This is a genomic window from Facklamia languida CCUG 37842 (assembly GCF_000245795.1).
GTDB classification, from domain to species: domain Bacteria; phylum Bacillota; class Bacilli; order Lactobacillales; family Aerococcaceae; genus Facklamia; species Facklamia languida.
This window is the reverse complement of sequence record NZ_JH601133.1, coordinates 1194426-1208068: the sequence shown is the minus strand read 5'-3', so window position 1 is coordinate 1208068 and position 13643 is coordinate 1194426. Positions and strand designations below refer to the sequence as shown.

The 13643-nt window shown below is 40.7% G+C and carries 17 protein-coding genes; all 17 read right to left on the bottom strand.

All coding sequences use genetic code 11. The features are described from left to right. Nucleotides 1-19 precede the first annotated feature (19 nt). Nucleotides 20-352 carry a DUF2200 domain-containing protein gene (locus HMPREF9708_RS05560; RefSeq protein ID WP_040448138.1) on the bottom strand — a complete coding sequence of 111 codons (333 nt, stop codon included), beginning with the start codon at nt 350-352 and terminating at the stop codon, nt 20-22. An 82-nt stretch (nt 353-434) separates the two neighbouring features. Next, nucleotides 435-839, bottom strand: coding sequence for a GNAT family N-acetyltransferase (locus HMPREF9708_RS05555; RefSeq protein ID WP_006309280.1), 405 nt, complete (start codon nt 837-839; stop codon nt 435-437). A gap of 294 nt (nt 840-1133) precedes the next feature. After that, nucleotides 1134-2807 (bottom strand): sensor histidine kinase, encoded by a 1674-nt coding sequence (locus HMPREF9708_RS05550; RefSeq protein ID WP_006309279.1) that lies wholly within the window; start codon nt 2805-2807, stop codon nt 1134-1136. Then, nucleotides 2791-3555, bottom strand: coding sequence for a response regulator transcription factor (locus HMPREF9708_RS05545; RefSeq protein ID WP_006309278.1), 765 nt, complete (start codon nt 3553-3555; stop codon nt 2791-2793). Before HMPREF9708_RS05545 ends, HMPREF9708_RS05550 begins: the two co-directional genes overlap by 17 nt. A gap of 6 nt (nt 3556-3561) precedes the next feature. After that, complete coding sequence (gene msrAB, locus HMPREF9708_RS05540) at nt 3562-4698, bottom strand: bifunctional peptide-methionine (S)-S-oxide reductase MsrA/peptide-methionine (R)-S-oxide reductase MsrB (protein ID WP_006309277.1); 1137 nt, start codon at nt 4696-4698, stop codon at nt 3562-3564. Between the two features lie 11 nt (nt 4699-4709). After that, the gene (locus HMPREF9708_RS05535; protein WP_006309276.1) at nt 4710-5336 is read right to left on the bottom strand and encodes a redoxin family protein; all 627 of its coding nucleotides are present in this window, start codon (nt 5334-5336) and stop codon (nt 4710-4712) included. A 19-nt stretch (nt 5337-5355) separates the two neighbouring features. Beyond that, on the bottom strand, nt 5356-6072 hold the full coding sequence (locus HMPREF9708_RS05530) for a cytochrome c biogenesis CcdA family protein (protein ID WP_006309275.1): 717 nt from the start codon (nt 6070-6072) through the stop codon (nt 5356-5358). Nucleotides 6073-6415: 343 nt separating this feature from the next. After that, nucleotides 6416-6943, bottom strand: coding sequence for a GNAT family N-acetyltransferase (locus HMPREF9708_RS05525; RefSeq protein WP_006309274.1), 528 nt, complete (start codon nt 6941-6943; stop codon nt 6416-6418). Between the two features lie 148 nt (nt 6944-7091). After that, on the bottom strand, nt 7092-7901 hold the full coding sequence (gene phnE / locus HMPREF9708_RS05520; RefSeq protein ID WP_006309273.1) for a phosphonate ABC transporter, permease protein PhnE: 810 nt from the start codon (nt 7899-7901) through the stop codon (nt 7092-7094). A 9-nt stretch (nt 7902-7910) separates the two neighbouring features. Further along, nucleotides 7911-8735, bottom strand: a complete 825-nt coding sequence (phnE, locus tag HMPREF9708_RS05515) for a phosphonate ABC transporter, permease protein PhnE (RefSeq protein WP_006309272.1) — start codon at nt 8733-8735, stop codon at nt 7911-7913. Continuing rightward, nucleotides 8728-9495, bottom strand: coding sequence for a phosphonate ABC transporter ATP-binding protein (gene phnC / locus HMPREF9708_RS05510; RefSeq protein ID WP_006309271.1), 768 nt, complete (start codon nt 9493-9495; stop codon nt 8728-8730). The genes phnE (HMPREF9708_RS05515) and phnC overlap by 8 nt, the downstream gene beginning before the upstream one ends. An 81-nt stretch (nt 9496-9576) precedes the next feature. Further along, nucleotides 9577-10608: a phosphate/phosphite/phosphonate ABC transporter substrate-binding protein gene (locus HMPREF9708_RS05505; RefSeq protein WP_006309270.1), complete on the bottom strand. Its 1032-nt coding sequence runs from the start codon at nt 10606-10608 to the stop codon at nt 9577-9579. Between the two features lie 383 nt (nt 10609-10991). Next, on the bottom strand, nt 10992-11453 hold the full coding sequence (locus HMPREF9708_RS05500; protein ID WP_006309269.1) for a hypothetical protein: 462 nt from the start codon (nt 11451-11453) through the stop codon (nt 10992-10994). Between the two features lie 100 nt (nt 11454-11553). Further along, on the bottom strand, nt 11554-12306 hold the full coding sequence (locus HMPREF9708_RS05495) for a class I SAM-dependent methyltransferase (protein WP_006309268.1): 753 nt from the start codon (nt 12304-12306) through the stop codon (nt 11554-11556). A 57-nt stretch (nt 12307-12363) separates the two neighbouring features. Further along, the gene (locus HMPREF9708_RS05490; protein ID WP_006309267.1) at nt 12364-12846 is read right to left on the bottom strand and encodes a hypothetical protein; all 483 of its coding nucleotides are present in this window, start codon (nt 12844-12846) and stop codon (nt 12364-12366) included. A 185-nt stretch (nt 12847-13031) separates the two neighbouring features. Then, nucleotides 13032-13175 (bottom strand): GrpB family protein, encoded by a 144-nt coding sequence (locus HMPREF9708_RS08615; protein WP_269534834.1) that lies wholly within the window; start codon nt 13173-13175, stop codon nt 13032-13034. A gap of 115 nt (nt 13176-13290) precedes the next feature. Continuing rightward, entirely contained in the window at nt 13291-13422 is a 132-nt protein-coding gene (locus HMPREF9708_RS08610; protein ID WP_269534839.1) for a GrpB family protein, read from the bottom strand. Between the last annotated feature and the right edge of the window lie 221 nt (nt 13423-13643).

Genomic DNA, 13643 nt, shown 5'->3' with positions numbered 1-13643 from the left:
TGCCTCCTTCTTTTAATAATCAAACCCCTTTACGTAAAATCTTATCCATGGCTTTCCCCTTGGCTAGTTCATCCACCAGCTTATCCAAGTAGCGGATCTCTTGCATGAGCGGTTCTTCAATTTGCTCGACAGCCACTCCACACACTTTCCCAGTAATCAACTTGCGATCGGGATTGAGCTGGGGTGCCTCTAAAAAGAAGTCGCCATAGTTTATTTCAGATTGCATATAGGCTTCAATCACTTCAGGGTCATAGCCCGTTAGCCATGTCGTAATTTGTAGGACTTCGTCCTTGGTGCGCCCTTTTCTTTCAGCTTTAGCGATCAACATGGGATAAACCTTAGCAAAAGGCATGGTATAGATTTTATGATTCAACCTAGCATCCTCCTTTAAGTTCTTGACTAATAGTTAAGCTAAAGGTTACTATAAACGTTCTTTACAATAAACGCATAAAGCCACAACAGCCCAATTCCGAATACTCCTTAAATCCTACCGACTGGTAGAAGGCAATAGTTTTGTCGGTTATGTCCGTAGCCAACTCAACTTGTCGAACGTCTTGGTACAGATCGAGCATGGCCTTAACCAGACCGCTGCCGATTCCTTGTCGCTGATAAGCAGGATCGACCAAGAGATCTTGGATAAAAACAATGGTAGCCCCATCACCAACGGCTCGGATAATCCCTAGTAATTGGTCTTGGTCATAGGCCGCCAATATTTTCAAAGATCTTTTATAACCTTTCCTTAGAGCAGGCATATTCTTTGTATAAACTTGCCACCCAACGGCATCGTAGAGTTGCTTAATCGCATCGAAGTTAAAATCTGTGTATTCTTTAATCTCCATACATACTTTCTCCCTTCTATCTGACTTCATGTGTGCGAAACCAAGACAGACCATGATCATCTTGAGCCATCCCACCCAACCTTTGAAAAAAAAGGCTATATTTAAGAGTTCCATTTACTTGGGGGGCCACCCCTCTTTCTTGAACGGAAAGTCCTAGTCCTCTCTGAAGTTGGGGCACACTTGCTGATTTGTTGAACAAATCATAGCATAAAGGCAACAGACGGTCACTCTTTAAGCCAACAAAAAGACCATGGCATCGTATCTGAAATCGATCCTTAATGATCCAGACATTTTCTATAGGCTTAATCGATATTCAACGACTGTGACATCTGCTTGCCGGTACATTTTTATGCCGTATCGGTTGCCACATAGGATCTTGATTCTTTGGTCGACATTTTGCATGCCGATGCCACCAAGTTTAGTTTTGATTCGATTTTGGGGGTCTCGTTCAAAGTCTACCCCATTATTTTCGACTTTAATGATCAAGTCTTCGTCATCGAGGTAGGAAGAGATTTTGATCAATGATTTTGTTTTTTTGGGCTTGATCCCGTGATAAATGGCATTCTCTACAATCGGTTGGAGAATGAGTTTTGGAACCTGTAGTTCTAGCGTATTTTCTTCGATTGCCAACAAATAGTCAAATCTATCGTCATAGCGAACTTTTTGGATATCCATGTAATGTTTGACATGGTCGAGTTCTTTTTCCAAAGCGATAAAATCTTGGTTAATACTCAAGGTACTTCTTAAGATCCAGCCTAAGGATTTGGTGACCTCGATGGCCTTGTCATTTTCCTCAAGTTCAACCAGCCAGAGGATCGTGTCTAAAGTATTGTAGATAAAGTGTGGATTGATCTGACTCTGCAGCGCCCTCAATTCATAGAGACGCTTGGCATTCTCTTTCTCTTCGATATTTTTTGTAAGCTCTTTAATTCGGTCCAATAAGAGATTGTATTCTTTCTTTAAGGTGTGAATTTCAATCGAGTCGGTAGCTTCCATTTCAATCTTGGAAAAACTTGCATCAACCTTCTTCATTTCTTCGACTAACCTGGTCAGTGGCTTGCTGACCCACCTTGAAATCAGGATCGATAAGGCAATCGATGCAAACAAAATGATCATAGACCATGTCACTGTATTGCCAATCAGCTTGTTTTGAAGCTGGTCGATTTGGTCTGTCGAAGAAACTCCTACGAGTAACCAATCCGTATTCGGAATGTAGACATTGGCACCAACAAATCCCTCATCTAATGACTTCATTCGATTGTTGATGAGTTGTAAATACTTATCCTGTTCTTCCAAGGAGCTGGTATTCATCTGGTTTGAATCAAACAATAATTTTTCTTCAGACGAAGTGATAAAGGCATAGCCCTTCTCCCCAAAATTGATCGAAGACACATAATCTTCGATCAACCGATAAGACAAATCGATCACGACATACCCCTGAACTTGTTGGTCCTGCACAATTTCATGACTGATTGATATGACTCTTTCAGTTTTATTCATCGAGAAGCCTTTATGATTCTCTGTAGTCACCATGGCCATATTTTTTGATTTCTGCAGGTCTTGATACCACTTTATATTCTTCATATTGTCAGCCAATTCAAAATCGGTGGGGCTGGTCGAAATCAGTTTACCCTTACTTGAGATAACCGTTATCCTCTTGATCAGGGCATCATTTTGTTCAGTTAAGTCAATAATGGTCTTAATTGATTGCTTAGAGGACTGGTTTAGATTTTCAATCTCGGGTGTCATGGCCAGGACACTTGAGATTCCTTTTATTTTTTCTAAATAGGATGAAATATAGATACTGGCATTTTTCAGTTGTTGCTCAGTTTGTTGTAACTTACTATCTCTCAAGATCGAAACCGAATAGGTGTAATGACGATAGGACAAAAGGCTGACCAAAAGGATTGAAATAATAAAGAAATAGAGGCTAATTTTCGTGCTAAATTTTTTAAGAATGTTTTTCATCTGTCAATCCTTGCTTAAACTGCTTGGGGGTTATCTTATAATACTTCTTAAATTTGGTCACAAAGTAATTCACGTCTTCAATCCCAATTTTCTGAGCAATTTCATAGTTTTTCATATCTGTTGATAGAAGGAGAATTTTGGCCTTTTCCATCCTTCTCTTATTAATATAATCTTGAAAAGCCAGTCCATATATCTGTTTGACTAGGACACTTAAATAGCTGCTATTATATCCAATCTCTTCCCCCATTTTGCTTAAGGAGAAGTCGATATTAAATAGATTCGCTTCAATGTAATCCTTAATATACTGCTTTTCCTCACCGACTTCGATGATTTCCTCTTGGTTGATACTCTTAAGTGTTTCTTCTTTTCTTAAATGCGTAATTTTATCGATCGCATTGGTCAGAATATACTCAATATCCTTTTTGGATACAGGTTTTAAGATGTAATCATCTACCCCGGCTCTTATGGCTGTCTGAGCATATTCAAAGTAGTCATAGCCGGTCAGGATGACAATATACACATGGGGGTTCTTTTCTTTAATTATCTTGACAGCGGTTAGCCCGTCCACCTCTGGCATGTTGATATCCATCAAAACCATGTCAGGGTCATGGGCATTGGCCAAATCGATAGCTTCCTGGCCGTCCTCCGCTTCAAACACTTCCGTAATATTGAGCTTGTCATAATCAACTAATTTTTTGATTCCTTTTCGGATGATAGATTCATCATCGGCAATTAATAATTTATACATGTCGACCTACTTTATCAAATGGGTTAAATAGCCATATCCTTCTTCTTCCATATCCTCTAGAGGAACAAATCGGATGGAGGCACTATTGATACAAAATCTTAAGCCACCTAACTCTGCTGGGCCATCTTCAAACACATGCCCCAAGTGTGAATTGCCTGAACGACTTCTGACTTCTGTTCTTTCCATATTATAACTCATATCTTTATGGTAAGTCACGACCTCTTTGGCAATGGGTTTGGCGAAGGAGGGCCAACCACAGCCCGAATCAAATTTATCGGTGGAAGTAAATAAGGGTTCGCCTGTTGCTACATCCACATAAATTCCTGGGTCCTTATTATCCCAATACTCATTGGAAAAGGCATGTTCCGTGTCATTTTCTTGAGTCACCTTATATTGAATGTCCGTCAATTGCTTCTTCAATTCTTCATCTGAAGGTTTTGGATACTGGGAAGGGTCAATAATCACTTCATTCGCTTTTGAGAGATCAATATGGCAATAACCATTTGGGTTTTTCTTTAAGTAGTCTTGATGGTAGTCTTCCGCTTCATAGAAATTATCTAGCTTCTCAACTTCAACGACAATCTTGGCCTGATACTTTTCTTGTTCTTGTCCCAGCCTCTCTTCAATCACTGTTCGTTCAGTCTCATCGGTATAATATACACCTGAGCGATATTGGGGTCCCCGGTCATTTCCCTGTTTATTTAAACTGGTTGGATCCACCACTCGCAGATAATAATCGAGAATTTTTTCCAAGGAAATTATGGCGGGGTCATAATCCACCCTTACCGTTTCAGCATGACCGGAATTCTTGTGGGAAACATCGTCATAAGTTGGGTTTTCTGTCTTACCATTGGCATAACCACTTACTACATCTGCCACGCCATACACCTTCTCTAGATAGGCTTCTAAGCCCCAGAAGCAACCCCCTGCTAAATAAATGGTTTTTAATTTTGACTTGGAATAATCGACCGCATCATTCGGATTATCATTTGCAGCTTTCTTTTGCTGTTGGCTGATAATAGCGTCGATCTTCTGACTCATCTCATCCTTCATCTCGTCCTGATTCGGCATGTTGGCATTGATAGTACAAGCTGTAACCAAGAAAGTCATTGACAATACAATGAGAAATAGCAACTTCTTCATGTTAATCCTCCTTACTTCACTTCGGCGTAAATTTGATCGAGTGTTTCTTTATTTAATTGCCCTGGAGCCACTTTAACCAAAACACCATCAGATCCCACAATAGCATTGGTCGGTGTTGAACGAACGCCATAATCTTCAATAAATTGACCAGACTCATCCATTAATACTTTTATATTTTTATAGTTGAGGCTTTCAAACCATTTGATAAAGTCTTCTTTACTCTTCTCGCCATTATGACCGGGTGAAACGACCGTGACAATTTCATACTCTTCTGTATTTTTCGAAAGTTCATCTAATTCAGATAAGCCGGCTAAACAAATCGGACACCATGAAGCCCAATATTTAACATAGACTTTCTTCCCTTGCTGATCACTTAGCTTGTATCGATTTCCATCTAAGTCTGGCAAGTCGAAGTCTGGAGCCAAGTCGCCTTGATTCATCTTCTTACTTGCCATGGCTTCTGCCATTTCGTCTGATGACTGACCCACCTTTTCTTCCGATTTCATAGTATTCATCTTATCTTCCATAGTTGTTTCTTTGTCTTCCTGCATCTTATCCTGGTTTGCTTGATTTCCTGTTGAGCAAGCTGTTAATAAGAGGGACAATGCGATGAATCCTGTTAATAAGCCTTTTTTCATGATAGTTTCTCCTTTTCTCCTAATTGAACAAGTTATTAAAGAATGCGGTTAAATTGGGTAATTGATTACTCATAAGCACAATTCCCATTAAAGCTACTAGAAATCCGCCAATACGCTTAATTGTCACCAGATGTTTCTTAAATAATTTAAAGTGATTCATCAGGGCACTTGACGCAATCGCCATGATTAGAAAGGGAATCATCAAGCCGATTGAATAAATTAACATCAAGAAGGCTCCGTAAAATTGTTGCCCACTGCTTGCTGAGGTAATGAGTACAGCCGCTAAGATTGGTCCAACACAAGGGGTCCACCCTAGGCTAAACGAGACACCCATTAAGTAAGCTCCCAAGGCTCTTGGTTTATGATGGTTAAATTGGAAGCCCTTGATTTTGTTGATTTGGTCAAGATGAATGAGATCCATTTGATGAATTCCCAATAGAAAGACCAAAAATCCCGCAGCCGTCAAAACCCATCGATTGTTTATGACGCTTCCAATGACACCTGCTCCAAATCCTAAAATCGCAAAACTTGTTGACAGCCCTAACACGAAGGCCATGGTTTTAATCATCGCTCCCTTATTTAATTCATACCTCCCAAATTTAATTTTCTTATATTCTCCTGCCTTATCTGTCAATAGACCAATATATACCGGTATGAGTGGAAATGTGCACGGTGCAAAAAATGAGAGAAAACCTGCAATAAACACTGAACTGACTAATAACTCATTTTGTAACATGATCCTGCGCCTCCTTTAGTTTTTTTATTGTTGTCTTTACTATACGTTCATTCTTGCAAGCGGTTAATCGAAAATAATCAATAAAAACTTGAAAATCGTTAGATACCTAAGTTTAAAATGCAAAATCCCCGAAAAGCGAGTGTTTTAGACTCGCTTTTCGGGGATCTTTGTCGATCAATTGGCATCCAGATCTAGCTCTGTGAAGTAGAGGGTGGAGGACCCAAGTGATACAGTCCTAATCCTTCATTTATGAGTTAGTGAATATGATTTTCACCCGACAGTTAGACTGTCTTGTTTCCCTATCTTCATTGCCCTATTTGCAGGCTCTATCTTTTTATACTGATCAATGAACCGAGATCCAGTAGCGCTGCTCGATTTGACCTTCCGAATTGACAAATTCATTCTCCAGAAGCCCTCCATTTTTCATAATGGACTTCGCTGAGCCGACGTTCTCTTTATCACAGGTCATCAAAACTTTTGAAATGCCGAGCTTTTGACACTCAATCAAGGCCAGTCGGATCATTTCCGTGGCGTAACCCTTCCTTCTTTCGCTCGGCCGAATGCCAGTCGCAATGTGACCACCTGTTTGTAGAAGAGAGTCGGTTAAATAGTGGCGAATCGTCACGGCTCCCACAAGTCTGTCGCGCTCTTCATCCAGTAGAAAGAAAACCGATTCAGGCACCCGGCCATCTCTTTCAACTCGATTCTCTAACTTGGCAAGATAATCATCAAAATCATGGTAGTCATGTCTAAAAATAGCGGATGGTGAACGATTGGTGTGATGGATCTCCTGGTCACGTTTCCACTCAGACAACATTTCTGCCAGTTCTTCTTGGTAGTCATTGGTTAATTTAATTAATTTTACTTTCATTGATTCGATTCCTTTACATTGGTTAATAACTTCCTAATGCAAAACCTCCCAGCCAAGTCATTTGACATGAATGGAATGGGAGGTGTGGGTCATAAAGACTAAAAGTTCACTCTTGTAGAATCAAAGCACTGGAGGCTTCCCTTCAAAATTAGCCATTGGTCAATCGTTTGCGAATAGCTGAAGAAGAGAATTCCACAACAAGGATCAGAACGACAAGTCCGACGAGAATCGCGCCGACTTGCGACCAACGGTTAGAAGACATGGCAAATTTAAGTGGGGCCCCAATCCCACCACCTCCTACCAGACCGAGAATCGAAGCATCTCTTAAGTTCATGTCAAAGCGGAAGATCATGGTGGATAGTAAGCTGGACCATAATTGAGGGATAATCCCACAACGAATCTTCTCAAAGGTATTACAACCCGCTGCATCGAGGGCTTCTAGAATAGACTTATCCATATCATCAATGGCCTCACTAAACAACTTGGTCAACATCCCGATCGAAGTCACGGAGATGGTCATTACCCCCGCAAAGGGGCCAGGACCCGTCACTCGAATAAACATCAGCCCATAGACAAAGGCTGGGATGGTCCGAATGGCCATCACCAAGAAGCGCGTTACTACGACAACCGGCACTGGAACCACTTTGCTCGATGCCAGGAAGGAAAGAGGAAATGAGAAGACAGCTCCAACCAGGGTTCCTAAGAAAGCAATCGCCATGGTCTCTAATAATAAATAGGGAACAGACTGCTTGGTCGTGTTAAAGAGGAGGTCCTTGTCAGGATTGACAATTCCTTGAATAATACTCAGGGCGAAAGTTAATCCCTTCTTTGCAATTCCCACCTCCGTAATGGTTGAGGCTGACCAGATCACCAAGGCAGCTACTAAGAGGGTCCAGGCCATTAATTGCCACCGTCTGGTCTCTTTACTTTCATACATTTGATTAATTTTATCTAACATGACTTCCTCCTAAGTGAGCCGCGTTCTCAGATAGCGACTGATACTTTCAATCACTACGACCGTTAAGAAGAGACAAAGCAGGATCATTCCGACATTCTGATATTCGCGCCAGCCAAGGTTCTCATCAAGAATAATCCCGATCCCCCCTGCTCCAACATAACCCAGAATAGCCGCGTGGCGGACATTTCCTTCGAAGGTATACAAGACCACGGATAAGTAACTCGGTAGGACCTGAGGCTTGATCGCCCCCAGAAAACTATACAATTTATTGGCCCCTAAGGCTTCCATGGCTTCATAGGGTGACATGTCGGCTGTCTCAATCGCTTCATAGAGTTGTTTCGTTACGAATGAGAAGGTAAAGAGGGCAATCGCCAAGGTCCCAGCAAAAGTCCCTAAACCAAAAATATAAGTCAAAATCAATGCAGAGACTAGAGTCGGTAAGGTTCTGATCAGACTCAAGAGTAATTTCAAAAGGCTAGTAATCCAGTGGTTGCGGGTTAAGTTGGTAGCCGACCACATGGCATAAGGGATAGCCAAAAGGGCCCCAATAAAGGTCCCCAAGACAGACATTTTAATCGTATCGAGCAGCGGAGGAATTACTTCCTTAAAGTAGGCGGTATTCGGTGGCACCATCCGCTTTAAGATCACAAAGAACTCTTCTCCTCGTTTGATTAGGACTTGGAGGTCAAACCCCGTCATCCGGCCTGACCAATAAATCAGTAAAGCAATTAACAAGACGATGATGAGGCTATAAGAACGTTTCTTATAAACCTTCTTACCATTGGCCAGCACCAGTTCTTTGGGCCGCATAAATGAAGGAAATTGTTTATTCATTGGACTCACGTCCCTCTGCTATGCTTTTTCCTTTATAAATATGATTCAGAACTTCTTGCGTCACCTCATTAGAGGGTCCATCATAAACGATTGCACCTTGCCGGATGCCAATAATACGGTCACAATACTCCAGTGCTAATTCCACGTGGTGAATATTAATGATCACGGTAATGTTGTCAGTTTTATTAATATTTTGGAAATCACGCATCACCACTGCTGCTGTCACAGGGTCTAAGGAAGCGACTGGTTCATCGGCAAGAATGATCCGGGGGTCTTGAGCCAGGGTTCTAGCCAAGGCCACCCGCTGCTGTTGCCCCCCTGACAGGTGGTCCACCCGGGTATAGGCCTTGTCGAGAATACCAACCCGATCTAAGGCTTCCAAGGCTTTTAGTTCTTCTTCTTTCTTGTAATAGCCAATCAGAACACGCCAAAAAGGCAGGTCAGGAACAAAAGCCGATAAGACGTTGGTAATAACCTTGGCACGCGTCACCAAGTTAAAAGATTGGAAGATCATCCCGATCTTACGACGAAACTGGCGCAAGCTTTTACCCTTCAAGCTATTCACATCCACCCCATCAACGGTTAATTCCCCTTCTGAAATGGAATGCATTTTGTTGATGGTTCGAATGAGGGTTGACTTTCCTGCTCCAGATAGGCCGATAATGCCTACGAATTCTCCCTGATCGATCTCTAAATTAATATCTTGTAATGCTAGGATACCCTTGGGATATCTCTTAAAGACATGCTCAAATTTGATCATAGCGTTCTCCTTTTAATCGCTTAACTAAAGAAACACCCACCATCCAGTGGGTGTTTGACTAAATGAATTGGACTGTATGAATTAGTTACCTTGTTCGCGTAAAATCTTTTGTGCTTCACGCTCAGTCTCATAATCTTCAGCTTTGGCTGGTTTATAACCTTCGTGGCTGTAGATGGCAATAACTTCTTTACCTTCTTCGGTTTCAGCGATATTGATGAAGGCATTTTGAAGCGCTGTTTTTAATTCATCGGTCATTGTTTCAGAAGTCTTACTTACAGAAACAGTGTCATTATAGACATTTGGTGTGACACCGATGACATTGGTTTCTTCCCAGATGCTTGCTTCGCGTCCCATATCGGCTGTCCAAGCTTCTTCATTATCACGACGTAAGTCCGCAAAACCAACGACCACGTCCACTTGTTCTGAAGCTAAACGTGCAATAGACGATGGGTAAGAGTCCGCTTGAACAACATTTGAGAGATCAGAAATTTGTTTACCATCGAATTTGCTACCTAACCAAATAGAAGGGTAGATATAACCTGATGAAGAAGAGGAGGACATTACAGACCACTTAGCAGAATCTAAGTCTTCCCAAGTTAATTCTTCGCCATTGTTGACCTTGTCTGCTAATTCTTGTCCCTTTTCAGAAGGTCCAGCGATGATTAAGCCCTTGTAGTAAGATACTTGATCTTCAATTAACTCAGTCGGTTTACCGTCATTCCAGTCTGCTGGATTCTCAGAGTCTTTTGAGAGACCTTGACGAGTGGAGGTTAAAATAACATCGACATCGTCTTCAAATAGGACATACGTTCCACCAGGAATGAGCCCCACATCAATCGTACCTGCTGCCATTCCTTCACCAACTGCTTCATAAGAAGTTCCGACTGTAATTTCAACATTCTTCACGTCGAAACCTTCCTTAGCTAACTCATCAATCAAAAGTTGTTTTAAAGGTTCTGTTGTTGTAATGATTTCTTCTGGATCACGAGATGGTACAAAAGCAACTTTTAAGGTATCAATTTCAACAGGTTCTTGAGCATTGACACTAAAGACATTAAAGAAAACACTCACCAAAAGCGATAGGACGAGTAAAAGACCAAATTTTTTCTTCACAGATATAACCTCCGTATAGTTGATAAATCAATTATAACCGACTCCATACGGTCGGACAACTTGTATCGCTAACTTTACATAAACTTTACAATTCACCAGTGGACCAGCCAAAGACCTTCAAAAAGAATTCAAAGACAATCGCTGAAACACCGGCTATTTATTATGAAAACGACTCCCCCCTGACTCCCGTCCATCTCAGCGCTACTAGTAGAAACCGTCCTCCAGGTATAAGTCCATGCTAAGTTTGGCCTATCAGCTAACGCCAAAGAGACCTTGCAGTAGATAGTGCTGGGTCTCATTAAAAATCCCTTCTATTCAGTGAAGTACCTGTATAGCAGGATCGGTCTAGTAATTTCAGCCCGATGACAGAGGTTCACTGAACATTAATCAATCTTTCTTAAGCCATCATATAGGTCATTAAACGACTTAATGTTTTGCATTCTTCCAAAGGACAAGTCTTTATCCTCGCCGAACTCGAATAAGAAGCACTTGGCAAGTTCTTCGACAGTCGTTTCTAAGGCAGTGAAGAATTCTCGATAGGCAAAGTTTTGTTCTTTGCTATCTGTTTCAAAGAGATTGATAATCAAACTCTCACACACTTGGTCAAGTGGGTAGAGCTTGATATGCATCAGCTCATGAACAATAGTTTCTTCGATATTCTCATCTTTGGGATTGGCGGCATCGATCATTAGGATCGCCTTTTTATCGGTCGGATCAATTTTAAAATCACCTGTTTTATGCCAATTTTCATCTTCAATAAATTCAAGTTTAACGTCCCACTCAGGCACAATGCGCAATTTTTTTGTGTAAAGATCAAATAAACGTTTCGCCTTTTCTCTATCCATATTCTTCCTCCAAGTTTATATAGTTAGAAATCCAAAAGTCTTAAAGAGCTAGTTCTACCTTCTGGAATTATTTGAGGTTAAGAGACCAAATTTAAGTCTTTTAATACTTCACAGCTTTCGTCACAATATAGGATTTGATGTTTAAGTCATGCAGCCTGCCAAAACCATTTGTATCCTCATAAAGGTCAAGTAAAGTAAAGCCCGCCTTCAGTTGGCCACCAATTTGTTCGGTCATATTATGGGAAAATTGCATGCCCCCATCTTCTTGCTCCATATAGGCTCTTGATTTTTCATCTTTTAAGGGATTAAAGGGCATTTTGAATACAATTTCTTTTTCATTCTGATCGACAATGTAATTAATTTCATTATTTAATCCTGCTAATAATAGACCACCCTTTTTTAGAACGCGATACGCCTCATTAAAGACATGATAGACATCTTCCACGTAACAATTGGATACGGGATGAAATACTAGATCAAATGATTCATCCTCAAAGGGTAACCTTTTTGTCATATCGCCTTCAATTGCTTGAATTTGATAGGACTCTCTTTCAGAAATCTTAAGTTCTGATTCGATTTGTTTTGAAGAATAATCAAGAACGGTACAGTCGGCACCAAGCGCTTGGAAGATTGGCATCTGTTGGCCCCCACCGGAAGCTAAGCCTAGGATCTTCTTGCCTTTCAAATCCCCAAACCAATCTTTTGGAACCGCTACTGTGGGCGTCAGGAAGACTTTCCACTCACCATTCTTTGCCTTGATGTAATCCTCATGGGAAATCGGTTTGCCCCACTCCCAACCTTCTTCAACCCATCTGTTAATCGTTTCTTTGTTAATATCCTGATAGGATTTCATCAATACCTGACCTCCATACTTTGCTGATTGCAATAAATTCTCAACTGCACTAATTGATTAGGATACCGGATTCTCAAGGACCACCTGATAACCTTGGTCGGCGCTACCCGTTACTTTGAAGCGATAGGTTTCACCATACCTGGCATCAATTGTCATCCAATCCATCCTCTTTGAATCCTCTTCCGGATAAATATTCTCATAGTTGGGGGCAACATACTTCGTGATAATAGAAAAACGGACTTTGAGATCATCTAGGTCTTCCAACCTGTTAAGGTCCTCTTTAGTATAATGATTAACCAGTAAATCATCCTGTTTGAGAAGGGACTTATCGGCATTTGAAATCCCTCCACTAAAAGTCTCTCCCGCAACTTCTAAATCAATAATGAATAGGCCAATATCCTCTTCAACATCAAGTTGGATTTCCATTCTAATTTCATCATCCGCCACTGACACCTTAGGATCTAAGTGGAAAAACCTAAAATAAATAAACGCTATCAGTAGCACGGTGGCTACTATAATCAACCCTTTTGATTTCTTCATGTCGGTCTCCCATCCTCCTCTCTTAGTTGGTAAATTCGATTTACCCACTATCGCTTCCCGGATTTTCTTGGATCACTGTAAGGAATAAAAGCATGTGGTCTACAAACCTTTATCCAGATATGTTACTCGTTTAATTTCTTAATTTCCGCGCCTATTAATCATAACATTTTTTTACAAACAGCTACTTAAATGCGTCCTATTTCTTCCGGATGGAGTTTTGCCCCCTGCTCTTTAATCGATGAATATTCGGAGACGGCATCAGGATGAACCCTAAGATAATCTCTAAAGGCGATATATTTTTTGCTCGAGCGAATCGAATGGGCATACATATAAGTGATAGTGAGTCAAATGGTCTTTGCCATTATATTTGAAGGCTTCTCGTCCTAGAATTCCAAGATTACCTTCATGTTGATAATCTATTTTCTCTAAAGCCCTTATGACGGGTTACAAATATGTATCCTCTTTAACGACGATATCAATATCAATTATTGGCTTTGCAGACAAGCCCGGGACTGACCTACTCCCACCATGGTCAATCCCAATAATTAATTTCTCTAATACAGTTAATCGTTCCACTTTTATTTTTAAGAAATCTCGTTTCCATCGCTCATCATAAGGTACAACAACCACCTTTTTAAAATCTAGTTTATCTTATTTAACAACCCCATGTGTACTCCTGTCACTAACATAATTTAAAATAATCATTTTCGGCCCACTATCTTTCCAGAATCATTTCAATAAATTTTAAATGCCCTTATTCTCCACTACCTCTGATAGAATAAAATGGATACAATAAA